Here is a 22,718-nt window from a genome sequence, read left to right as displayed (position 1 = left end):
ATGAAGGGTAACAGAAAGCTAATCCTGAGAGCAGCTAATCACTGCCGTCTTGCCACGTTACGGCACCATGAGGTGATGAATTGATTGTTATTGTAATCAATTCATAATTAGGGTGGTATCGCGAGTTAACTCTCGTCCCTTTTATAGGGACGGGAGTTTTTTATATTTAAGGAGGAAAATACAATGAAACAACTAACAGGCGCACAAATTCGTCAAATGTTTTTAGACTTTTTCCAAGAAAAAGGACATGCAGTAGAACCTAGTGCATCACTAGTTCCACATGAAGATCCATCTCTTCTATGGATTAATAGTGGTGTAGCAACATTAAAAAAATATTTTGATGGACGTGTAATCCCACAAAATCCACGTATTACAAATGCTCAAAAATCAATTCGTACAAACGATATTGAAAACGTAGGGAAAACAGCTCGTCACCATACATTCTTTGAAATGTTAGGAAACTTCTCAATCGGTGATTACTTCAAAGAAGAAGCAATTACATGGGCTTGGGAATTCTTAACGAGCGACAAATGGATCGGATTCGATAAAGAATTACTATCAGTTACAATCCATCCAGAAGATGAAGAAGCATTCACAATTTGGAATGAGAAAATGGGCGTTCCAAAAGAGCGTATTATCCGCTTAGAAGAAAATTTCTGGGATATCGGTGAAGGACCAAGTGGACCGAATACAGAGATTTTCTATGACCGCGGAGAAGCTTACGGTAATGACTTTAGTGACCCAGAATTATATCCAGGCGGAGAAAACGAGCGTTACTTAGAAGTATGGAACCTTGTATTCTCTCAATTTAATCATAATCCAGATGGTTCATATACACCACTTCCTAAGAAAAACATTGATACAGGGATGGGTCTAGAACGTATGACATCTATCGTTCAGGATGTGCCTACGAACTTTGATACAGATCTATTCATGCCGATGATTGGTGCAACAGAATCAATTTCTGGTGAGAAATATCGTAATGGCGATTTAGAAAAAGATATGGCGTTTAAAGTAATTGCTGACCATATCCGTACAGTAACATTTGCTGTTGGTGACGGTGCTCTTCCTTCTAACGAAGGCCGTGGTTATGTATTACGTCGTTTATTACGCCGCGCTGTTCGTTATTCGAAGAAATTAAACATTAACCGTCCATTCATGTTTGAATTAGTACCGGTTGTTGGAGAAGTAATGAAAGACTTCTATCCAGAAGTACTTGAAAAGAAAGATTTCATTGCGAAAGTTGTGAAAAACGAAGAAGAGCGTTTCCATGAAACACTTCATGATGGTGAAGCAATTTTAGCTGAAGTTATTACAAAAGCAAAAGAAGAAAAAACAACTGTTATTTCTGGAGTAGATGCGTTCCGTCTATATGACACATACGGTTTCCCAATTGAATTAACAGAAGAATATGCAGAAGAAGCTGGCATGACAGTTGATCATGAAGGTTTTGAAAATGAAATGGAAAAACAACGTGAGCGTGCACGTGCTGCTCGTCAAGACGTTGACTCAATGCAAGTTCAAGGCGGTGTACTTGGAGAAGTTAAAGTAGCGAGTGAGTTCGTTGGTTACGGTACAGTTGCAACAGAAAGTAACGTTGTTGCACTTGTGAAAAACGGCGAATACACAGACAGCTTACAAGCTGGTGAAGAAGGACAATTAATGCTTGATGTAACACCATTCTATGCTGAGAGCGGTGGACAAATTGCAGACCGTGGTTACCTTCTTGCTGATGGCGTGAAAGTTCTTGTAAAAGACGTGCAAAAAGCACCAAATGGTCAAAACTTACACAAAGTTGTTGTTGAAGAAGGTACATTAACGAAAGATGCGGCTGTGAAAGCTATTATCGATACGAAAAACCGTAGTAGCGTTGTGAAAAATCATACAGCAACTCACTTACTACACCAAGCATTAAAAGATGTACTTGGAACACACGTTAACCAAGCAGGTTCTCTTGTAACTTCTGAACGTTTACGCTTTGACTTCTCTCACTTCGGTCAAGTACAAGCTGACGAATTAGAAAAAATTGAGCGTATGGTAAACGAGAAAATTTGGGAAAGTATTGATGTTGAGATTTCTCAAAAAGCAATCGAAGAAGCGAAAGAAATGGGCGCAATGGCATTATTCGGTGAAAAATACGGTGATGTTGTACGCGTTGTACAAGTTGGCGATTACAGCTTAGAGCTTTGTGGTGGTTGTCACGTTGATAATACAGCTTCTATCGGTATTTTCAAAATCGTTGCTGAGTCTGGTATCGGTGCAGGAACTCGTCGTATTGAAGCAGTAACTGGTAAGTCTGCATACGAATTAATGAACGATCAAGTAGGTTTATTAAAAGAAGCAGCAGGAAAAATGAAAACAAATCCGAAAGATATTTTAACAAGAGTTGATGGTCTATTTGCCGAAGTAAAACAACTGCAAAAAGAAAATGAATCTCTTGCTGCGAAATTAAGCAATATCGAAGCTGGAAACTTAACTGATTCTGTAATGACAGTTGATGGTGTGAATGTATTAGCAGCGAAAGTAAATGTTGCAGATATGAACAACTTACGTACGATGATGGATGATCTAAAAAATAAATTAGAGTCAGCAGTTGTTGTATTAGCGTCTGTTAATGACGATAAAGTAAACATCCTAGCAGGTGTAACGAAAGACTTAATTGGCCAAGGTTACCATGCTGGTAAACTTGTGAAAGAAGTAGCTTCTCGTTGCGGCGGTGGCGGTGGTGGCCGTCCTGATATGGCACAAGCAGGCGGTAAAAACCCAGCTCAAGTCGAAGAAGCTTTAGCATTTGTAAAAGAGTACGTTAAATCTGTTTCAAAATAAAGAGATAGTAGTGTACAATGGTAGGGAGAGGAGAAGTTCTTCTCCCTATACTTACTATATAAGTGAGGTGCTTGAAATGGACGGTTTTGATAAAACAATGAAGTTTAGCATTCAAGATGAAAAACAGAGTGTCCATGTAAATGATGTACTTTTAACTGTGTATGATGCACTTCAAGAAAAAGGCTATAATCCGATTAACCAAATCGTCGGTTATTTATTAAGTGGAGACCCAGCATACATACCTCGCCATAAAGATGCACGTAGCATCGTTCGCAAGCTTGAACGTGATGAGATTATTGAAGAGCTTGTGAAGTCTTACTTGAAACATCATCGTGAGGAGTAGTTTATGCGGATATTAGGTTTAGATGTAGGTACAAAAACAGTCGGAGTTGCAATTAGCGACGAAATGGGCTGGACAGCACAAGGATTAGAAACAATTAAGATTAACGAAGAACGAGGTCACTTTGGTTTTGATCGTATTTCTGAGTTAGTAAAGCAGTACAATGTGGATAAAATAGTAGTAGGTTTACCTAAAAATATGAATGGTACAATTGGCCCACGTGGTGAAGCGTGCCAACAATTTGCAGAAAACCTACGAGAGCTGTTACAATTAGACGTTGTAATGTGGGACGAGCGTTTGTCAACGATGGCAGCGGAACGTCTACTCATTTCAGCTGATGTAAGTCGTAAGAAGCGAAAACAAGTAATCGATAAGATGGCTGCAGTCGTAATCTTACAAGGATTTTTAGATAGTAAATAAGAGGTGACCAAAATGGAAGAAAATCAAATTACAATTGTAGACGAAAAAGGTAACGAACATTTATGTGAAATTATTTTCACTTTTGATGCTGAAAAATTTGGTAAAAAATCATATGTAGTCTTCTCTCCAATCGGTGAAGTAGACGAAGATGGAGACCCAATTTATGATGCAATGGCTTATGAGCAAAATGAAGAAGAGGGCGGAAGCTTACTTCCAATCGAATCTGAAGAAGAGTGGGAAATGGTACAAGAAATGTTCAACACTCTTGCTGATGAGCAAGAAGCTGAATAATAGGTACTGAAAAGATGGACGACATACAGTCCATCTTTTTTTGTATTTATATGTAAAATGAAAGATTTTTTGTCGAAACTGTGTAAGTCTTTGTAGTATAATGAGACGGATTGTAGAAAAATAAAGTGTCTATTAAAAAAAGATAAGTGAATTTGTTGCGTTTTTACATCGTGCTGTATAGAAAGGTGTACATACGGTCTACAATTAAGTAAGGAGGAAATGTTTTGATAGAGAATCAAGTGAAAAAGAAGCGTAGACGCATCTTTTTATTTTCGATTATTGCACTGCTTTTAGTTTGTGGTTCAGTCTATGCGTATATTTCATCCGCATTAGGACCAGTTGATAGCGGGAATAAAAAAGAGATTGAAGTAGAAATTCCGAAAGGATCATCTACAAGTAAAATTGGAGAAATTTTAGAAGAAAAAGGCGCTGTAAAAAACGGTACAGTTTTTAGTTTTTATACAAAGGCTAAATCGAAAAGTTTACAAGCAGGTACATATTTATTAAACCCTTCAATGAATGCTGAAGATGTGATCGAACAAATGTCATCTGGCAACGTGCATCGTCCAGCTCTTTATAAAGTGACGATTAAAGAAGGGGCGCAAGTAACTGAAATTGCAGAAACGATTGCGACAGAACTAAAGTGGAATAAAGATGATGTTACGCGTCAATTAAACGATAAAGCATTTATTCAAAAAATGCAGCAAAAGTATCCGAAGTTATTAACGGATAAAATCTTTGATAGTAATATTAAATACCCATTAGAAGGTTATTTATATCCTGCAACGTATTCGTTTTATAAGAAAGATACAACGTTAGAAGAAATTGTAATTCCGATGCTTGAGAAAACAAATGCAATCATTGTTCAAAATGAGGCGAAAATGAAAGCGAAGAACTGGGATGTTCATCAGCTTTTAACATTATCTTCACTTATTGAAGAAGAGGCAACTGGTTTTACAGATCGTCAAAAGATCGCTAGTGTCTTTTATAATCGTTTAGCAAAAGGTATGCCGCTTCAAACGGATCCAACGGTATTATATGCACTTGGAAAGCATAAACAACGTGTATTATACGAAGACTTAAAGGTCAACTCACCGTACAATACGTATGTTGTAAAGGGATTGCCGGTAGGGCCGATCGCAAACTCTGGTAAACATTCAGTGGAAGCTGCGTTAGAACCTGCGCAAACAGATTATTATTATTTCTTAGCTGCACCAAGTGGTGAAGTGTACTATGCGAAAACATTAGAAGAGCATAATGCATTAAAGCAAAAATACATTACGAAAAAACAGTGAAATGGGGAGGGATAGCGAAAAAAGTCGCACATCCCTCTTTTTTGTGGTAAAATATATCGGGTTAAAAACTGGCAGAAGAATCGTTTTTAATATCAAAACGGGACGTACAAGCTAAGGGTAAAGCTGGCTTGTATTTTTATTGCATTCTATGTGGGAAAAGACGTCATAGAGGCACTTCTCCATGTAAATAAGGAGGACCATTTATGGAGGATGCAGTTAACGAGTACCTATTATCATTTATTGATCCGAAAGATAAATTAATTCTTGAAATGGAAGAATATGCAACAGAAAATCATGTGCCGATTATGGATCGACTTGGAATGGAATTTATGCTGCAATTTTTACGTTTAATTGGACCGAAAAGCATTTTAGAACTTGGAACAGCAATCGGTTATTCTAGTATTCGTATGATGCAAGCTATTCCAAATTCACGTATTGTGACAGTTGAGCGCAATCGTGAGCGATATGAAAAAGCACTTGAATATATAGAACGTTCCCCAGTAACAGATCGTATTTCAGTTATTTACGGTGATGCGTTAGAAACAGGTGAACAAGTAAAAGAACACGGGACATTTGACGTTATTTTTATTGATGCAGCAAAAGGACAGTATCGTCGCTTTTTTGACTTATATGAACCGTTATTAAATCCTGGTGGCGTAATTATTTCAGATAATGTTATGTACCATGGTCTTGTAACGACAAAAGAGAAGATTGAAAACAGACGTACACGTGGTTTAATCCGTCGTATTAAGACGTACAATGAGTGGCTTATGAACCATGAAGGATATGATACAACGATTTTCCCAATTGGTGATGGAGTAGCTGTTAGTAAAAAGAGAGGGTGACCAAGGTATGAAGAAACCTGAATTGTTAGTAACGCCAAGAGCGGTGGCGGATATCGAACTTCTTGCGAAAGCAGGAGCAGATGCGGTAATGATCGGTGAGCAAAAGTTTGGTTTACGTTTAGCAGGGGAGTTTTCACGTGAAGATGTAAAACAAACTGTGAAGATTGCGCATGAAAATGGTGTGAAAGTATACGTAGCAATGAACGCTATGTTCCACAACGATAAAGTAGAAGAATTAACAGATTACGTTTCATTTTTAAATGAAGTAAATGTAGATGCAATTGTTTTCGGAGATCCAGCAGTATTAATGGCTGTTCGCGAAGTAGCGCCAAATATGCAGTTGCACTGGAATACAGAAACGACAGCAACGAATTGGTTCACTTGTAATTACTGGGGCCAAAGAGGAGCGAAGCGTGCTGTATTAGCTCGTGAGCTGAGCTTAGATGAAATTGTTGATTTAAAAGAAAATGCTGAAGTGGAACTAGAAGTACAAATTCACGGTATGACTTGTATGTTCCAATCGAAGCGTTCATTAGTAGGAAACTACTTTGAGTATCAAGGACGTAATCTTGACATTGAAAAGAAAAAATATGAAGAGAATATGTTCTTATATGACCCAGAGCGTAATAATAAATATCCAATCTATGAAGATGAAAATGGTACTCATATTATGAGTCCGAACGATATTTGTTTCATCGATGAATTAGAGGAACTAATCGAAGCTGAAGTTGACAGCTTAAAAATCGATGGTGTACTAAAAAGTTCTGAATACATTATTGAAGTAACGAAGAAATATCGTCAAGCGATTGATTTATGCGTAGAAGATCGTGATGCGTATTATGACGTGAAAGATGCTCTATATAAAGAAATAGAAGAAATGCAACCAGTAAATCGTCCGTTAGACACAGGATTCTTCTTTAAAGAAACGGTTTACTAAACGAGGAGGGTGTAGGAAATGACTGTACAAGAAATTTCACGAGTGATCGATGGCAAGCGCGTTATTGTGAAGAAACCTGAACTGTTAATCCCTGCGGGTAACTTAGAAAAATTAAAAGTAGCTATCCATTATGGGGCAGATGCTGTATATTTAGGTGGACAAGAATTTGGTCTTCGTTCGAATGCAGGTAACTTTACGCTGGAAGATATGGCAGAAGGCGTTGAATTTGCAAAGAAATATGGAGCGAAAATATATGTAACAACAAATATTTTCGCACATAATGAAAATATGGACGGGCTAGAGGAATATTTAAAAGGGATTGAAAAAGCTGGCGTAACGGGAATTATCGTTGCTGATCCGCTTATCATTGAGACGTGTAAACGTGTAGCGCCTTCTGTTGAGGTGCATTTAAGCACACAGCAATCACTATCCAACTGGAAAGCAGCACAGTATTGGAAAGAAGAAGGTTTACATCGTCTTGTATTAGCTCGTGAAGCAAGCTATGAAGAAATGAAAGAAATTAAAGACAAAGTGGATATTGAAATTGAAGCATTCGTCCATGGTGCAATGTGTATCGCATATTCAGGAAGATGTACACTAAGTAACCATATGACAGCGCGTGACTCTAATCGTGGCGGTTGTTGCCAATCTTGCCGCTGGGATTATGATTTAGTTCAAACAGTATCACAACATAAAGATGCAAAAGAGCTTCCTCTATTCCAAGAAGAAGATGCTCACTTTGCGATGAGTCCAAAAGATTTAAATTTAATTTTATCAATTCCGAAAATGATTGAAATTGGAATCGATAGTTTAAAGGTAGAAGGACGTATGAAATCAATCCATTATGTAGCGACTGTAGCAACTGTATATCGTAAAGTAATTGATGCTTATTGTGCGGATCCGGATAACTTTGAGTTTAAACAAGAATGGTTAGATGAGCTTGATAAATGTGCAAATCGTGATACAGCTCCTGCATTCTTTGAAGGGGTTCCAGGACATCAAGAGCAAATGTTTGGAAATCATAGTAAGAAAACAACGTATGATTTTGCTGGTTTAGTGTTAGATTATAATGAAGAAACGGGCATCGTAACGCTTGAGCAACGTAATCATTTCAAACCAGGACATGAAGTGGAGTTCTTTGGACCAGAAATAGAAAACTTTACGCAGACGGTGGAGAAAATTTGGGATGAGGATGGAAACGAATTAGATGCAGCGAGACATCCGTTGCAAATCGTGAAATTCAAAGTGGATCAACCAGTGTATGTGAATAATATGATGCGCAAAAGCATACTTCAATAAGAAAGAGTGGTAGTCGAATGGGGACGAATAAGCCTGTTGTAATTGGAATCGCTGGTGGTTCAGGATCAGGAAAAACAAGTGTAACGAAAGCGATTTTTGACCATTTTAAAGGTCATTCCATTTTAATCTTGGAGCAAGATTATTATTACAAAGATCAAAGCCATTTACCAATGGAAGAGCGTTTAAAAACAAATTATGATCATCCGCTTGCGTTTGATAATGATCTGTTAATTGAACATTTGCAGCAGTTGCTTGCATATGAGCAAATTGATAAGCCTGTATATGACTATACATTGCATACGCGTTCAGAAGAAATTATTCCAGTTGAGCCGAAAGATGTAATTATTTTAGAAGGAATTCTTATTTTAGAAGACCCACGTCTTTGTGAGTTGATGGACATTAAGTTATTCGTTGATACAGATGCTGACCTTCGTATTCTGCGCCGCATGCAGCGTGATATTAAAGAGCGCGGTCGTACGATGGATTCAGTTATTGATCAGTACGTAACTGTTGTACGTCCAATGCACAATCAATTTATTGAGCCTTCTAAGAAGTTTGCGGATATTATTATCCCTGAAGGTGGACAAAACCATGTTGCAATTGATATTATGGTGACAAAAATTGCAACAATTCTTGAACAAAAAGTAAATTTGTAATAGCATAGTAAAAGATATACGGTAGGAAGGGATTTTTTCCCTTCCCATCGAATACAATGAAACATGCAACCTCATCTATATATAGGTGAGGGCATATTTATATCAACTTTCCATACATATCTTCTTTATATAAAGAAGAATTGGAAATACGGGGTTGTATGTGACAACTCCGCTAGTGCAAGGGTACTAGAAACCTCCGCTAACAATGGAAGCGGAGGAGTTTTCATATGGAACTCCTCTTTTTTTCGGGGGATTGGTATATAAAAGGAGTGGAAAATATGTCAACAGAAAAAACATACCCTATGACGCAAGAGGGTAAGCAAAAACTAGAGAACGAACTTGAGCAATTAAAAACAGTAAGACGTAAAGAAGTAGTAGAACGTATTAAAATCGCACGTAGCTTCGGGGACCTTTCTGAGAACTCTGAGTACGATGCAGCGAAAGATGAGCAAGCATTCGTAGAAGGACGTATTACACAATTAGAAAATATGATTCGTAACGCAGTTATCATTAAAGATAATGGCGAAGTATCTACTGTTGTTACATTAGGTAAAACAGTAACATTTAAAGAATTACCAAATGGAGATGAAGAAGCGTACACAATCGTAGGTAGTGCGGAAGCTGATCCATTTGAAGGAAGAATTTCTAACGATTCTCCAATCGCAAAAAGCTTATTAGGTAAGCAAATTGGTGAGAAAGTAACAATCCAAACACCAGGCGGAGAAATGCAAGTAGAGATTGTCTCTGTAAAATAATAAAAAAATCACTCGTGTAAAAACGAGTGATTTTTTTATTTGTATAAAAGATGAAACACTCCGTCCAAACTATAACAGACGAGGTGTTTTTTTATGAAAATAAAACGGAGAATTACAATTGTTTTAATTTGTTTTATGGGCATTATGTTTTTATTGCTTTGTCGTTTAATTCAAATTCAAATTATAGATACAGAATCATTTACTGATCGCAAAATAAATTTAATTGAAAAAAGTGTTACGCAACGTACGCAATCCATTGCAGTAGACGATGGACGTGGGCAGTTTATAGATCGTAGTGGTAAAGAAATAGGTGAGGAAAAGTATCCTGTTTTAATTGTTTTTCCATTTTTACAAATAAAAAATGACATGTTAGAGAAAATCGCGCATATCATTGGTGTGTCGAGACAAGAGATCAGAAGACAAATGAAAAATAAAAAAAATGCATTTATACTGCAAGGGGAAACTGCTCCATTTCGAGTGACAAGAGAGCAGATGGAGAAGGTGAATCAATTACATGTATTAGGTATTGTAGCAGCTGAAGTGCGATTAAAACAAACTGGGGAGATAAATCATTTAATTGGTGATGTAGGGGAGAACGAAAGAGAATTTCAAAAGCGATATGGAGAAGTGAAAAAAATTTCAAAACAAACGCCGATAGGTATTTCAGGATTACAGCAATCATTTGATGAATTTTTATTGACTGATGGAGAGGCAAAAGTATTGTATCAAGTAGATCGGCAAGGAGAACCGATTTTCGGAAAGCAAGCGAAATATACTTCACCAGGAAATCCATTTTACCCCGTTAGGATTCAAACTACTTTACATAAAGGGTTGCAGCAAAAAGCAGAAGAAGTGATTGAAGCAAATGAAATAAAGAAGGGGGGATTAGTATTACTTGATGTAAAGACAAATGAAATATTAGCGATGGTCAGTAAGCCGTCTTTACAAGTAAGAGATAAGAATTTATATAAGACTACACTTGAAAATCAAATGTTAACGCCGCATTTTCCAGGCTCTGTTTTTAAAACAGTAGTTGCAGCTGCAGTCATTGATCAAAAAGTAAATTTGTTTAATCGGACATTTAATTGTAATAAAGATTTATATGGTGAAAACGACCCACAAGTTATGATGGGTACACTTAACTTCAAAGAGAGCTTTGCTAGGAGCTGTAACAGGACATTTTCTGAGTTAGGTAACGAGCTATTACAAAAGGATAGGACGGTGCTAGAAACATACGTAGCAGCTTTAGGAGCAAATGAAAAGGTCGGATGGAAAGGTTCTGTATTTCATACACCTCATTTCGAGCAAATGCCAGAAGAAAAAGGCTCTACTATTTGGGGGAATGAAGAAAATAAAAATAGTAAAAAAGCGGTAGAGCAAACAGCGATTGGACAGAAAGATGTACGTATATCACCTCTAGCAATTGCTAATATGATGGCGACGATTGCGAGGAATGGAGAAAAAATGGAAGTGAAAGCTGTTGAAAAAATAGTATATAAAAATGGAGCGGATTTTTTTACATTTGAGAACCATACGTTACATGGAAAACAGCTTTCGTATGAAACAGTGAAAACATTACAAGAGTTATTAAGAGGCGTTGTAACAAGGGAGAAAGGAACAGGAACGGCATTCCGCTCGTTGCCGCTCAGTGTCGCTGGAAAATCCGGGACAGCGCAAACAGGGAAAGGGACGAGGGTGAATCGCTGGTTTGCAGGTTATTTTCCGTATGAGAATCCAAGATATGCTTTAGTTGTTGTTGATCTAGAGACTGATAACAAAGTGAATAAAGTCACACCTATTTTTAAAGATATGGTAGGAGCAATCTATCAATTGGAGAATGAAAAGTAATCTTGCAATTTATAGTGAATTGTTTTCATTTCATGAAAATATCAGTGTAAATGTTCAACCTTTCTAGATTTAATGTTACAATAGCAATTAGGAAAAACTGCATGGAGGTTTGGAGAATGGCAGGAGGATCAAGATTCCAACAGAAACAACAAAAACGTCGTCAAAACGGTGTTTTAAATATTGCAATCGCTATTGTATTACTATTAGTAGCTATTGTAGCATATCAATTGTTCGTTCCTAGTACGAAAGAGCAAGCATCTTCTACTGATAAGAAAGTCTCTCAACAAACAACAAAGAATGAGAAAGCTGGAAAATCAGAAGATAAAGAATCTGCTAAGAAAAAAGAAAAAGAAAAAGAGCAAGCAGAAGCTAAGCAAAAAGCTGAAGAAGAGAAGTTAAAGGCTGAGGAAGAAAAGAAAAAAGCTGAAGAAGAAGCGAAAGCTAACGAGAAAGTATCAGCTGAAAAAACTGTATCCAAGGCAAAAGAGGCTTATACAAAACCTTCTTGGAAAGCTGTAGGAACAGAGCAAGGTTCATCACCAGCGATGACGTTTAAACAGGGGTCATCAGATTGGAATGAGATGCAAAGTGCAATTGCTGCAGGTATTGAAGTACCGAAGGAGCAATTAGTATTCCATTTTGTTGGAAGAGACAAAACTGGAAAGAGTAAAGCTTATGGTGACGTTCAAGATAAGCAAAGTGGAAAAAGATATTACGTAAATATTGATTGGGTAGACAATGAGGGCTGGAAACCAGTACTTGTTCAAACTCTAAACTAAAAAAGAGAAGCTCCTTAGGAGCTTCTCCTTTTTAGTTAACGCAATTTCTTTAATTTAAAATGAACAACCGCGCTATAATACGGTCTTTTGCTTTCAGGATCCATAACCATTTGATGTGAGATGTGATGAACTTCAAGCATAAGTGCTTTATTATTATCGATTTGTTCACTAATTTTTCGTTCTAAAGAAGCTAAGTCTCCCGCTTCAAAAAATTCTACTTTATCTTCTAACATTTCAAAGGTAAATGACATGAAGACGGCCCCTCTCCTATGTAATCAACTATAGTGTAACAAAGAAAAGAAGGAAATACCATGTACATTTCAATTGACATTTTTAGAAAGAGGGAATATCATACTGATAAAACCGATAAGAAAAAGGGGAATTTTTATGGGCACAGAATTTAATGGTTTATTTGATGAGTGGGCTCATACGTACGACTCATTCGTACAAGGCGAAGATATACAATATAAAGAAGTTTTCGCCCATTATGAGGATATTCTAGAGGATGTAGTTAACAAGTCATTTGGTAATGTATTAGAATTTGGTGTCGGTACAGGTAATTTAACAAATAAATTATTACTTGCTGGCCGCACAGTTTACGGTATAGAACCGTCGCGTGAAATGCGTATGATTGCAAAAGAGAAATTGCCAAAAGAATTTTCGATTACAGAAGGTGATTTTCTTTCGTTTGAAGTCCCAAATTCAATTGATACCATTGTAAGCACCTATGCATTTCATCATTTAACAGATGATGAAAAAAATGTAGCGGTTGCGAAGTATAGTCAATTGCTAAACAAAGGTGGTAAAATAGTGTTTGCTGATACGATATTTGCAGATCAAGATGCATATGATAAAACTGTTGAAACAGCAAAACAAAGAGGTTTTCACCAGTTAGCAAACGATTTGCAAACGGAATACTATACACGCATTCCAGTTATGCAGACTATTTTTGAAAACAATGGCTTCCATGTAACGTTTACGAGATTAAATCATTTCGTTTGGGTAATGGAGGCAACTAAGCAATAGAAAGAGGGATTAGATTGAGAATTGCTGTAATTGGAGCAATGGAAGAAGAAGTACGTATTTTACGTGACAAATTAGAACAAGCAGAGACAGAAACGGTTGCAGGTTGTGAATTTACGAAAGGACTATTAGCAGGACATGAAGTAATCTTGTTAAAGTCTGGTATTGGTAAAGTAAACGCAGCGATGTCAACGACAATTTTATTAGAGAAATATAAGCCTGAAAAAGTAATTAATACTGGTTCAGCTGGTGGATTCCATCATTCTCTAAACGTTGGTGATGTAGTTATTTCCACTGAAGTTCGTCACCATGACGTAGATGTAACAGCATTTAACTATGAATATGGTCAAGTACCAGGAATGCCGCCTGGATTTAAAGCTGATGAGGCGTTAGTTGCATTAGCTGAGAAATGTATGCAAACTGAAGAAAATATTCAAGTTGTAAAAGGCATGATTGCAACAGGCGATTCATTTATGAGTGATCCGAACCGCGTTGCAGCCATCCGTGATAAATTTGAAAATCTTTATGCGGTAGAAATGGAAGCAGCAGCTGTCGCACAAGTATGCCACCAATATGAAGTTCCGTTTGTTATCATTCGCGCACTTTCTGATATTGCTGGTAAAGAATCAAATGTTTCATTTGATCAGTTTTTAGATCAAGCAGCTCTTCATTCTACAAACTTTATCGTAAAAGTGTTAGAAGAGTTAAAGTAATGTAACAAAAAGGCAACTGTCTCATATAAAGAAAATACATACAGTTGCCTTTTCTTTATTGGCAAACAAGGGGGAGAACACGATGAATGTATATCGTGGAGTTCATGAGTTAATTGGTCATACACCAATTGTAGAAATTACTCGTTTTTCACTTCCGAAAGGGGTCCGCTTATTTGCAAAGCTTGAATTTTATAACCCAGGCGGAAGCGTTAAGGATCGTTTAGGAAGAGAATTAATCGAAGATGCGCTAGAAAAAGGGCTTGTTATCCAAGGTGGAACAATTATTGAACCGACTGCTGGGAATACTGGTATTGGACTGGCACTTGCAGCATTAGAACATGATTTACGTGTTATCGTTTGTGTACCAGAGAAATTTAGTATTGAAAAACAAGAATTAATGAAAGCACTAGGTGCAACGGTCGTGCATACACCGACTGAGCAAGGAATGACCGGTGCAATTGCAAAAGCAAAAGAATTAGTAAATGAAATACCGAATTCATACTCTCCAAGTCAGTTTGCGAATGAAGCAAACCCGCGTGCTTATTTCAAAACACTAGGTCCTGAACTTTGGGATGCACTGAATGGAGAGATTAACATATTTGTTGCTGGAGCAGGAACTGGCGGTACGTTTATGGGGACTGCATCTTATTTGAAAGAAAAAAATATAGATATTAAAACAGTTATCGTAGAGCCAGAAGGATCTATTTTAAATGGTGGTAAGGCTGGTTCACATGAGACCGAAGGAATTGGACTGGAATTTATCCCGCCATTTTTGAAGACATCTTATTTTGATGAAATTCATACGATTTCTGATCGGAATGCATTTTTACGAGTGAAAGAATTAGCGCAAAAAGAAGGACTTCTCGTTGGGAGCTCTTCAGGAGCAGCATTTCATGCGAGCTTACTTGAGGCAGAGAAGGCAGCACCAGGTACAAATATTGTAACCATTTTTCCTGATAGCAGTGAGCGCTATTTAAGTAAAGACATATACAAAGGATGGGAATAAAAAATGAGAGCAAAGACAAAGTTAATTCATGGTATTCGCATAGGAGAACCTTCAACTGGATCTGTAAACGTACCGATCTATCAAACAAGTACGTACAAACAAGAAGCGGTTGGTAAGCATCAAGGATATGAATATTCACGTACAGGCAACCCAACACGTGCAGCTTTAGAAGAAATGATTGCCGTATTAGAAAATGGTCATGCTGGATTTGCATTCGGTTCTGGAATGGCTGCTATTACAGCGACAATTATGTTGTTCTCAAAAGGTGACCACGTTATTTTAACAGATGATGTTTATGGTGGAACGTATCGTGTTATTACGAAAGTATTAAACCGCTTCGGTATTGAACATACATTTGTAGACACAACAAACTTAGAGGAAGTTGTAGAAGCAATTCGTCCAAATACGAAAGCGATCTATGTGGAAACACCAACGAACCCATTACTAAAAATTACTGATATTAAGAAAATATCTACTCTTGCTAAAGAGAAAGATTTATTAACAATTATTGATAATACATTCATGACGCCATATTGGCAGTCGCCGATTTCTTTAGGAGCAGACATTGTACTTCATAGTGCAACGAAATATTTAGGAGGTCATAGTGACGTAGTTGCAGGTCTAGTAGTGGTAAATAGCCCACAACTAGCAGAAGACCTTCACTTTGTACAAAACTCAACAGGAGGTATTCTTGGACCACAAGATAGCTTCTTACTACTTCGCGGTTTAAAAACATTAGGAATTCGTATGGAAGAACATGAAACGAATTCACGCGCTATTGCTGAATTCTTAAATAATCATCCAAAAGTAAATAAAGTATATTACCCAGGTCTTGAATCACATCAAAACCACGAATTAGCAACAGAACAAGCAAATGGATTTGGTGCTATTATTTCGTTTGATGTAGATAGTGAGGAAACATTAAATAAAGTACTTGAGAAACTGCAATACTTTACACTTGCTGAAAGCTTAGGAGCAGTAGAAAGTTTAATTTCTATCCCATCTCAAATGACACATGCATCAATCCCAGCAGATCGCCGTAAAGAATTAGGAATTACAGATACATTAATTCGTATTTCTGTCGGTATTGAAGATGGTGAAGATTTAATTGAAGATTTAGCACAAGCGCTAGCGTAATAAAAAATGCACTGCTAATGTGGAGCAGTGCATTTTTATTATGTTAATTTGTGAAATGTTTCACAAATTAGACATACACAAATGAAATGATTTCATGTATATTGAATTCATGAAATGTTATTCACGAGTAAATTTGTGAAATGCTTCACAAACGATGGGATTCATGTAGGACGGTAACTCTATTTTTTTTCGCTAATCGGGACTTATTATGACCTATAGGGACTTATAAAGACCGTGATAACAGAATAGGAGGAAATTTACATGGTAGTCAAAGAGAAAGTTGTCAATGAAATGCAAGAGGTAAAAGAGATGATTGATACGTTAGTAAATAACGGTCAACAAGCTTTACAAGCATTAGAAAGTTTTACACAAGAGCAGATTGACAACATTGTTCATGAAATGGCATTAGCAGGTGTTGATCAACATATGCCACTTGCAAAATTGGCTGTTGAAGAAACAGGCCGTGGTGTCTATGAAGACAAATGCATTAAAAATATTTTTGCCACTGAATATATTTGGCATAGTATAAAGCAAGATAAAACGGTAGGAATTATTCACGAAGATCCTCATGAAGAAATAATAGAAATTGCAGAACCTGTCGGTGTAGTAGCTGGGGTAACACCAGTAACGAATCCAACGTCGACAACAATGTTTAAAGCTTTGATTGCGATAAAAACGAGAAATCCAATTATTTTCGCATTTCATCCTTCTGCACAAAATTGTTCGGTGGCAGCAGCGAAAACCGTATATGATGCAGCAATGAAAGCTGGTGCACCAAAACATTGTATTCAATGGATTGAAAGACCGTCTGTCGAAGCGACGAAACAATTAATGAACCATGAGGGTGTGGCACTCGTTCTAGCAACTGGAGGCGCTGGTATGGTGAAATCAGCTTACTCTACTGGAAAACCAGCGCTAGGTGTAGGTCCTGGTAATGTACCGTGTTATATAGAAAAATCAGCACATGTAAAACGAGCTGTTAATGATTTAATTTTATCGAAAACATTTGATAACGGTATGATTTGTGCATCGGAACAAGCAATCATTGTCGATAAAGAAATCTATGATGATGTTAAAACAGAAATGATCGAAAACAATTGTTACTTTGTAACAGAAGAAGAAAGAAAAAAATTAGAAAAGCTCGTTATAAATGAAAATACATGTGCAGTAAATAGTGATATTGTAGGAAAATCAGCACAGTATATTGCCGAATTAGTTGGGATTACTGTTCCTGAACATACAAAAATGCTTGTAGCTGAAATTCAAGGTATCGGAGCAGCATACCCGTTATCTCGTGAGAAACTGAGCCCAGTATTAGCCTGTGTGAAGGCGAATTCATTAGAAAAAGGATTTACATATTGCGAAGAAATGTTGAACCTCGGTGGTTTAGGACATTCAGCAGTTATTCATTCTACAAATAAAGAAGTGCAAAAGCAATTTGGATTACGTATGAAAGCTTGCCGTCTCATTGTAAATGCACCTTCATCACAAGGTGGAATAGGGGATATATATAACGGATTTATTCCATCACTTACACTTGGTTGTGGTTCTTACGGAAAAAATTCAGTTTCCCAAAATGTAACAGCGACTCATTTATTAAATATAAAAAGGCTGGCAAATAGAAAAAAGAATATGCAGTGGTTCAAATTGCCACCAAAAATTTATTTTGAAAAACATGCTACAGCGTATTTAGCAAATATGCCTAACATTTCACGTGCATTTATTGTAACGGATCCTGGAATGGTTGAACATGGCTATGTGGATACAGTCACGCACTATTTAAACAAGCATGCAAATGATGTGAAAATTGAAGTTTTCTTTGAGGTCGAACCAGATCCATCAGATGAAACTGTCTTTAAAGGTGCGGAAATGATGAGAAGCTTTAAGCCAGATGTAATTATCGCACTTGGTGGTGGTTCAGCTATGGATGCAGCAAAAGGAATGTGGTTATTCTATGAGCATCCAGAAACGACATTCTATGGCATTAAACAGAAGTTTTTAGATATAAGAAAACGTACATGTAAATATCCGGAATTAGGAAATAAGGCGCAGTTTGTTGCGATTCCAACAACATCAGGAACAGGATCAGAAGTGACACCATTTGCGGTTATTACAGATAAGAAAAATAATATAAAGTATCCGCTCGCAGATTATGAATTAACACCAGATGTAGCAATTGTTGATCCGCAATTTGTAATGACAGTACCACCACATGTAACAGCAGATACTGGTATGGATGTTTTAACACATGCAATTGAGGCGTATGTGTCTGTTATGGCAAATGACTATACAGATGGATTAGCATTAAAAGCTATTGATCTCGTATTCAAATATTTACCGAGAGCATATAAAGATGGAAATGATGAAGAAGCACGGGAAAAAATGCATAATGCTTCTGCAATTGCAGGGATGGCATTTGCAAATGCTTTTCTAGGTATTAATCACAGCTTAGCACATAAAATTGGTCCAGAATTCCATATTCCGCACGGACGTGCAAATGCAATTCTTATGCCGCATGTAGTCCGCTATAATGCTATTAAGCCAAGAAAACACGCATTGTTCCCAAAATATGAGCACTTTGTAGCAGATGAACGCTATGCACATATTGCGAGAATGCTCGGGCTTCCAGCAAGCTCAGTAGCAGAAGGTGTGGAATCACTCGTCAAAGCAATTATTGAGCTTGGAAAAAGCTTAAATATTAATATGAGTATTGCCGGACAAGGGGTAGATAAAGAGCAATTTGAAGAGGTTGTTGGAGTATTAGCAGAAAGAGCTTTTGAAGATCAATGTACAACTGCTAATCCAAAGTTACCGCTTATTTCAGAGCTGAAAGAAATTTATATGGAAGCATATAAAGGTGAATAATGATTAAAAAAGAGCCGCAGTAAAGCGGCTCTTTTTTTGTTGGAAAACATCTCCCAGAATGGCTGTATTTACTGGTCTTTCAGTTTCATAGAATATGATAAAGTGAAATGGAGGAGTGAGAATATAATGAAAGAATTACAAGGGAAAATAGAAGATTATACTAGGTTCGGACAAATTCTTCTCGCTGTAAGTACATTGTTAATGGTTGGCTTGTTGATTCCGGATGGAGCAAAAGAGACAATCCAATTTTTTGTTATGATGGGGAGCATCGTTATATTTTTAAGTTTATCGTTCTTTTTCTTTCAGCGTGTGAAAGTGATGCGTGACCAGTTAGAGGAAAATGAATGTGAATAATATTGTTAACTAGAGCGCGGCGAAAAGAAAGAATCTTTTTGTCGCGCTTTTTGTTTTTTGTAGAAAAATGTATGCGTTTCATGTTGACAATGATAATCCTTATCAATTAAAGTAGAGTAGTAGTTAATGATTATCATTATCAATTAGAGGTGAAGGAATGAAAAAATCTATTACGCTATTTACAGCGATTTTATCTATTTTTTTCTTGTTAATAGGTTGCAGTGCCAAAGGGGACGAAAAAGCGTCTGCAACCAAAATAGAAAAAGGAAAAGAAAAAATCGAAATTACCGACCTGTCAGGGAGAAAGGTAACATTCGATAAAGTACCAGAAAGTTTTGCAACATTAAGTATGGGAGACATGGATATTATTCATGCTTTAGGTGGAAAAGTAGTAGGTCGTCCGGATACGAAATTAACTCTTCCAGAGGAGTTAAAGAAAGCAAAAGTAATCGGGAATGCACATCAACCGAACTTTGAGCAAATTGCTAGTTTAAAGCCCGATGTACTTGTTGCTAACAATGGATTCCAAAAGAATGTGCCAACGGTTGAAGGACAGGGAACGAAAGTAATCATTTCTTCTGCGAATTCTGTACAAGATATTCAAAAGAATATTGAATTATATGGAACGGTAATGAAGAAAGAAGATAAAGCAAAAGAACTTAATCAAAAAATCAATGATCAAATGAAGAAATATGAGAAAAAGAGCGATGTGAAAGCATTGCTAGTGTATGGCGCACCAGGTACTTATTTAGCGGCATTACCAACATCTTTATCAGGTGATGTTTTAGAAAAAACAGGCGGGAAAAATATTGCTTCTGATTTTCCAGAAACGAAAGAATATCCGCAATATGCACAGCTAAGTGTAGAACGTATTATTGAGGCGAATCCAGATGTCATTTATTTAATTACACACGGAGATCCCAAAAGTGTGAAAAAAGCATTCGAAGGCGAAATGATGAAAAATGAAGCGTGGAAAAATTTAGATGCAGTAAAACAAAACCGCGTAGTTATTTTGCCACCTGATTTATTTGGATCTAATCCTGGGACAAAAGTTACAGAAGCAATGGACTTTATGTATAAAAGTATACAAGATGTAAGGAAATGATACGTATGGAAAGTAGTGAAGTAGTAAGAGAAAAGGAACATCCTTTTGCGAAAAAAAGATGGATAATAGCAGTTACTTTAGTTGTATTAACAATTCTAGGCCTCTTTTACGGACTTTTCGCAGGAAGTTTATCTTTTTCTGTACGAGACATTCTAACAGGTATACAAGATGAAGGTTCGACAGTTCATCGAATTGTATGGGATCTTCGCATACCGAGAGTTCTCGTTGGGTTTATAGTAGGAACATGTTTAGCTGCATCTGGTACACTGCTGCAAGGGGTTATGAGAAACCCTCTTGCAGATCCTGGTATTATCGGGGTTTCATCTGGAGCAGGCCTTGTAGCAATTGTCATCATGATTTTATTCCCACAGCATCTAGCTTTTTTACCACTAGGGGCGTTTTTAGGAGCTTTCATAACAGCGATGGTTATTTATGCTTTATCATGGCAAAAAGGGGCACCACCTTCAAGAATCGTCTTAGTAGGAGTGTCAATCAATGCATTAATTGGTGCAGCAACGTCAGCTTTAATGTTATTACATAGTGACAAAGTACAATCCGTGTTACCGTGGCTAGCGGGCGGCATTGGTGGTGTAAGTTGGGCACATTTAAACATGATTATTTATTATGCAATATTCGCCATTATATTAGCTTTCTTTGGTATTAAGCATATTCGAGTGTTAATGCTTGGAGATGAAATGGCAAAACTATTAGGACATAATGTGGAAAAAAGTCGGTTTTATTTAATCGTAGTAAGTACATTATTAGCTGGAATTGCGGTAAGTGTGTCTGGTCTTATTGGATTTGTCGGTCTTGTCGTACCACATATGCTACGTTTATTAGTTGGAAATGATTATAGATATTTGCTACCTTTATCATGCCTTGGCGGCGGGGTATTACTTGTTTTTGCAGATGCAATAGCTCGAAGTTGGTTTGACCCAATCGAATTGCCTGTTGGTATTTTACTGTCCTTCTTAGGTGGTCCTTTCTTCTTATATTTAATTCATAGAGGAGGAAAACAACGTGATTTCCGTTAACAAAGTGTTTTATGCACACTCTGAAAGATTTCAAATGCAAAATATGAATGTACATATTAAGGCTGGAGAAATCGTTAGTTTAATTGGTCCGAATGGATCGGGAAAATCTACTTTGCTTCGTTTAATAGCAAGGCTACTGAAACAAAGCGAAGGGGACATCATTTTAGATGGGAAAAATATTCATATGATGAAGAGTGCTGATGTAGCGAAGCAATTAGCGATGTTACCACAAATGCATGATCATCAATTAGATTTGACAGTGAAAGAACTAATTGAGTTCGGAAGAGGTCCACATAAATCATGGAGTAGCCGCTTAAATAAAGAAGATGAAGAAATTGTTGATTGGGCATTGTCTGTTACAAATCTTGAAGGGTATGAATATCGTCTTTTACATTCTTTATCAGGAGGGGAACGGCAACGTGCTTGGATTGCGATGACGCTAGCGCAACGTACAAATGTCTTATTATTGGATGAACCAACAACCTTTTTAGATATCGTTCACCAGTTGGAAGTAATGGAACTTGTGAAACGATTAAATGAGGAGTTTGGAATGACAATTATAATGGTTTTACATGACATTAACCAAGCTGCTCAATATAGCGATCGTTTACTCGTATTAAAGCGAGGAAAGATTCAGTATGATGGTATACCAGAAGAAGTACTATGCCATGAAATGTTTCAACATGTATTTGGCATAGATGTAGATATTTTTCAAGGAAATGACAAACCGTTTTTTACACCGAAACGAATTTCTAGAAGGGGAGAAGAGCGATGCAAACAGAAGAGCGTATTACCACTGAATTAGTAAGAGAATTTGTTATGGCAGCTCACGGGAATTTAGAGAAAGTACAAGAGCTATTAGCTGAATCGCCAAGCTTACTTCACGCCTCTTATAATTGGGGTGGATCAGATTGGGAAAGTGCGTTAGGCGCATCGGCACATGTAGGTCGTAAAGATATTGCTCTTTATTTACTAGAAAAGGGTGCTCGGATGGATATTTTTGCAGCAGCTATGCTTGGTGAATTAGAAGTTGTACAAGCTATTTTAGTAGCTCAACCAGAAGCATTGCGTGCATCTGGCCCTCATGGTATTTCTCTTCTTCAACATGCACGAATGGGTGGAGAGAAATCTAAGCGTGTATATGATTATTTAGCAATACTATCTTAATGAACGAAGGAAGTTCTTATGTG

The 22,718-nt window shown here is 37.1% G+C and carries 23 protein-coding genes and 1 other annotated feature (1 of these 24 only partly in view); of the genes, 22 read left to right on the top strand and 1 reads right to left on the bottom strand.

Annotation, left to right across the window (positions count from 1 at the left end; all coding sequences use genetic code 11):
* Positions 1 to 143 (top strand) — a binding site (T-box leader) (it extends 77 nt beyond the left edge of the window).
* A gap of 40 nt (positions 144 to 183) precedes the next feature.
* From alaS to AC3EMB_RS21475, 12 genes are all read left to right on the top strand, one after another.
* Entirely contained in the window at positions 184 to 2,826 is a 2,643-nt protein-coding gene (gene alaS / locus AC3EMB_RS21530; protein WP_075716650.1) for an alanine--tRNA ligase, read from the top strand.
* A gap of 76 nt (positions 2,827 to 2,902) precedes the next feature.
* Positions 2,903 to 3,169, top strand: coding sequence for an IreB family regulatory phosphoprotein (locus AC3EMB_RS21525; RefSeq protein ID WP_000348591.1), 267 nt, complete (start codon positions 2,903 to 2,905; stop codon positions 3,167 to 3,169).
* A 3-nt stretch (positions 3,170 to 3,172) separates the two neighbouring features.
* Entirely contained in the window at positions 3,173 to 3,586 is a 414-nt protein-coding gene (ruvX, locus tag AC3EMB_RS21520) for a Holliday junction resolvase RuvX (RefSeq protein ID WP_001221193.1), read from the top strand.
* 12 nt (positions 3,587 to 3,598) lie between these two features.
* A complete protein-coding gene (locus AC3EMB_RS21515; RefSeq protein WP_000392245.1) occupies positions 3,599 to 3,877 on the top strand; it encodes a DUF1292 domain-containing protein in 279 nt (92 codons plus the stop codon).
* A 224-nt stretch (positions 3,878 to 4,101) separates the two neighbouring features.
* Positions 4,102 to 5,172 carry an endolytic transglycosylase MltG gene (mltG, locus tag AC3EMB_RS21510; protein WP_000572135.1) on the top strand — a complete coding sequence of 357 codons (1,071 nt, stop codon included), beginning with the start codon at positions 4,102 to 4,104 and terminating at the stop codon, positions 5,170 to 5,172.
* A 203-nt stretch (positions 5,173 to 5,375) separates the two neighbouring features.
* Positions 5,376 to 6,017: an O-methyltransferase gene (locus AC3EMB_RS21505; RefSeq protein WP_000389102.1), complete on the top strand. Its 642-nt coding sequence runs from the start codon at positions 5,376 to 5,378 to the stop codon at positions 6,015 to 6,017.
* Positions 6,018 to 6,024: 7 nt separating this feature from the next.
* The gene (locus AC3EMB_RS21500) at positions 6,025 to 6,954 is read left to right on the top strand and encodes a peptidase U32 family protein (protein ID WP_000742793.1); all 930 of its coding nucleotides are present in this window, start codon (positions 6,025 to 6,027) and stop codon (positions 6,952 to 6,954) included.
* Between the two features lie 18 nt (positions 6,955 to 6,972).
* Positions 6,973 to 8,253: a peptidase U32 family protein gene (locus AC3EMB_RS21495; RefSeq protein ID WP_000217961.1), complete on the top strand. Its 1,281-nt coding sequence runs from the start codon at positions 6,973 to 6,975 to the stop codon at positions 8,251 to 8,253.
* A 17-nt stretch (positions 8,254 to 8,270) separates the two neighbouring features.
* Positions 8,271 to 8,909 carry a uridine kinase gene (gene udk, locus AC3EMB_RS21490; RefSeq protein ID WP_000537080.1) on the top strand — a complete coding sequence of 213 codons (639 nt, stop codon included), beginning with the start codon at positions 8,271 to 8,273 and terminating at the stop codon, positions 8,907 to 8,909.
* 278 nt (positions 8,910 to 9,187) lie between these two features.
* On the top strand, positions 9,188 to 9,664 hold the full coding sequence (gene greA / locus AC3EMB_RS21485; RefSeq protein ID WP_014894880.1) for a transcription elongation factor GreA: 477 nt from the start codon (positions 9,188 to 9,190) through the stop codon (positions 9,662 to 9,664).
* A gap of 93 nt (positions 9,665 to 9,757) precedes the next feature.
* Positions 9,758 to 11,512, top strand: coding sequence for a peptidoglycan D,D-transpeptidase FtsI family protein (locus AC3EMB_RS21480; RefSeq protein WP_071729611.1), 1,755 nt, complete (start codon positions 9,758 to 9,760; stop codon positions 11,510 to 11,512).
* Between the two features lie 116 nt (positions 11,513 to 11,628).
* Positions 11,629 to 12,291, top strand: a complete 663-nt coding sequence (locus AC3EMB_RS21475; RefSeq protein ID WP_000897094.1) for a YrrS family protein — start codon at positions 11,629 to 11,631, stop codon at positions 12,289 to 12,291.
* A gap of 35 nt (positions 12,292 to 12,326) precedes the next feature.
* Here AC3EMB_RS21475 and AC3EMB_RS21470 read toward each other — a convergent pair whose 3' ends face one another.
* Positions 12,327 to 12,542 carry a YrzA family protein gene (locus tag AC3EMB_RS21470; RefSeq protein WP_000010984.1) on the bottom strand — a complete coding sequence of 72 codons (216 nt, stop codon included), beginning with the start codon at positions 12,540 to 12,542 and terminating at the stop codon, positions 12,327 to 12,329.
* 136 nt (positions 12,543 to 12,678) lie between these two features.
* Between AC3EMB_RS21470 and AC3EMB_RS21465 the strand changes: the two genes are divergently transcribed.
* From AC3EMB_RS21465 to AC3EMB_RS21420, 10 genes are all read left to right on the top strand, one after another.
* Positions 12,679 to 13,317 (top strand): class I SAM-dependent DNA methyltransferase, encoded by a 639-nt coding sequence (locus tag AC3EMB_RS21465; protein ID WP_000536323.1) that lies wholly within the window; start codon positions 12,679 to 12,681, stop codon positions 13,315 to 13,317.
* Between the two features lie 14 nt (positions 13,318 to 13,331).
* On the top strand, positions 13,332 to 14,027 hold the full coding sequence (gene mtnN, locus AC3EMB_RS21460; RefSeq protein WP_001217027.1) for a 5'-methylthioadenosine/S-adenosylhomocysteine nucleosidase: 696 nt from the start codon (positions 13,332 to 13,334) through the stop codon (positions 14,025 to 14,027).
* Positions 14,028 to 14,109: 82 nt separating this feature from the next.
* On the top strand, positions 14,110 to 15,033 hold the full coding sequence (locus AC3EMB_RS21455) for an O-acetylserine dependent cystathionine beta-synthase (protein ID WP_095690186.1): 924 nt from the start codon (positions 14,110 to 14,112) through the stop codon (positions 15,031 to 15,033).
* 3 nt (positions 15,034 to 15,036) lie between these two features.
* Positions 15,037 to 16,170, top strand: a complete 1,134-nt coding sequence (locus AC3EMB_RS21450) for a bifunctional cystathionine gamma-lyase/homocysteine desulfhydrase (protein ID WP_001201921.1) — start codon at positions 15,037 to 15,039, stop codon at positions 16,168 to 16,170.
* Between the two features lie 261 nt (positions 16,171 to 16,431).
* Positions 16,432 to 19,035 (top strand): bifunctional acetaldehyde-CoA/alcohol dehydrogenase, encoded by a 2,604-nt coding sequence (adhE, locus tag AC3EMB_RS21445; RefSeq protein WP_000260463.1) that lies wholly within the window; start codon positions 16,432 to 16,434, stop codon positions 19,033 to 19,035.
* Positions 19,036 to 19,161: 126 nt separating this feature from the next.
* Positions 19,162 to 19,389, top strand: coding sequence for a YrhC family protein (locus AC3EMB_RS21440; RefSeq protein ID WP_000661454.1), 228 nt, complete (start codon positions 19,162 to 19,164; stop codon positions 19,387 to 19,389).
* Between the two features lie 157 nt (positions 19,390 to 19,546).
* Entirely contained in the window at positions 19,547 to 20,494 is a 948-nt protein-coding gene (locus tag AC3EMB_RS21435; RefSeq protein ID WP_048558750.1) for an ABC transporter substrate-binding protein, read from the top strand.
* Positions 20,495 to 20,499: 5 nt separating this feature from the next.
* The gene (locus AC3EMB_RS21430; RefSeq protein ID WP_002082127.1) at positions 20,500 to 21,528 is read left to right on the top strand and encodes a FecCD family ABC transporter permease; all 1,029 of its coding nucleotides are present in this window, start codon (positions 20,500 to 20,502) and stop codon (positions 21,526 to 21,528) included.
* Positions 21,515 to 22,333: an ABC transporter ATP-binding protein gene (locus AC3EMB_RS21425; protein WP_000626528.1), complete on the top strand. Its 819-nt coding sequence runs from the start codon at positions 21,515 to 21,517 to the stop codon at positions 22,331 to 22,333. Before AC3EMB_RS21430 ends, AC3EMB_RS21425 begins: the two co-directional genes overlap by 14 nt.
* Entirely contained in the window at positions 22,300 to 22,695 is a 396-nt protein-coding gene (locus AC3EMB_RS21420; RefSeq protein ID WP_053565472.1) for an ankyrin repeat domain-containing protein, read from the top strand. The genes AC3EMB_RS21425 and AC3EMB_RS21420 overlap by 34 nt, the downstream gene beginning before the upstream one ends.
* Positions 22,696 to 22,718: the final 23 nt, after the last annotated feature.

Source organism: Bacillus sp. LQ16 (assembly GCF_057784645.1).
This window is presented reverse-complemented; position numbering and strand designations above follow the sequence as displayed.

Bases quoted from the DNA above. Each gene is read 5' to 3' on its own strand.
- AC3EMB_RS21420 (WP_053565472.1), top strand. From the start codon at position 22,300: ATGCAAACAGAAGAGCGTATTACCACTGAATTAGTAAGAGAATTTGTT.
- AC3EMB_RS21505 (WP_000389102.1), top strand. From the start codon at position 5,376: ATGGAGGATGCAGTTAACGAGTACCTATTATCATTTATTGATCCGAAA.
- AC3EMB_RS21495 (WP_000217961.1), top strand. From the start codon at position 6,973: ATGACTGTACAAGAAATTTCACGAGTGATCGATGGCAAGCGCGTTATT.
- greA (WP_014894880.1), top strand. From the start codon at position 9,188: ATGTCAACAGAAAAAACATACCCTATGACGCAAGAGGGTAAGCAAAAA.
- udk (WP_000537080.1), top strand. From the start codon at position 8,271: ATGGGGACGAATAAGCCTGTTGTAATTGGAATCGCTGGTGGTTCAGGA.
- AC3EMB_RS21430 (WP_002082127.1), top strand. From the start codon at position 20,500: ATGGAAAGTAGTGAAGTAGTAAGAGAAAAGGAACATCCTTTTGCGAAA.
- AC3EMB_RS21450 (WP_001201921.1), top strand. From the start codon at position 15,037: ATGAGAGCAAAGACAAAGTTAATTCATGGTATTCGCATAGGAGAACCT.
- AC3EMB_RS21480 (WP_071729611.1), top strand. From the start codon at position 9,758: ATGAAAATAAAACGGAGAATTACAATTGTTTTAATTTGTTTTATGGGC.
- AC3EMB_RS21455 (WP_095690186.1), top strand. From the start codon at position 14,110: ATGAATGTATATCGTGGAGTTCATGAGTTAATTGGTCATACACCAATT.
- AC3EMB_RS21475 (WP_000897094.1), top strand. From the start codon at position 11,629: ATGGCAGGAGGATCAAGATTCCAACAGAAACAACAAAAACGTCGTCAA.
- AC3EMB_RS21500 (WP_000742793.1), top strand. From the start codon at position 6,025: ATGAAGAAACCTGAATTGTTAGTAACGCCAAGAGCGGTGGCGGATATC.
- alaS (WP_075716650.1), top strand. From the start codon at position 184: ATGAAACAACTAACAGGCGCACAAATTCGTCAAATGTTTTTAGACTTT.
- AC3EMB_RS21440 (WP_000661454.1), top strand. From the start codon at position 19,162: ATGAAAGAATTACAAGGGAAAATAGAAGATTATACTAGGTTCGGACAA.
- AC3EMB_RS21435 (WP_048558750.1), top strand. From the start codon at position 19,547: ATGAAAAAATCTATTACGCTATTTACAGCGATTTTATCTATTTTTTTC.
- AC3EMB_RS21465 (WP_000536323.1), top strand. From the start codon at position 12,679: ATGGGCACAGAATTTAATGGTTTATTTGATGAGTGGGCTCATACGTAC.
- AC3EMB_RS21525 (WP_000348591.1), top strand. From the start codon at position 2,903: ATGGACGGTTTTGATAAAACAATGAAGTTTAGCATTCAAGATGAAAAA.
- ruvX (WP_001221193.1), top strand. From the start codon at position 3,173: ATGCGGATATTAGGTTTAGATGTAGGTACAAAAACAGTCGGAGTTGCA.
- AC3EMB_RS21470 (WP_000010984.1), bottom strand. From the start codon at position 12,542: ATGTCATTTACCTTTGAAATGTTAGAAGATAAAGTAGAATTTTTTGAA.
- adhE (WP_000260463.1), top strand. From the start codon at position 16,432: ATGGTAGTCAAAGAGAAAGTTGTCAATGAAATGCAAGAGGTAAAAGAG.
- AC3EMB_RS21515 (WP_000392245.1), top strand. From the start codon at position 3,599: ATGGAAGAAAATCAAATTACAATTGTAGACGAAAAAGGTAACGAACAT.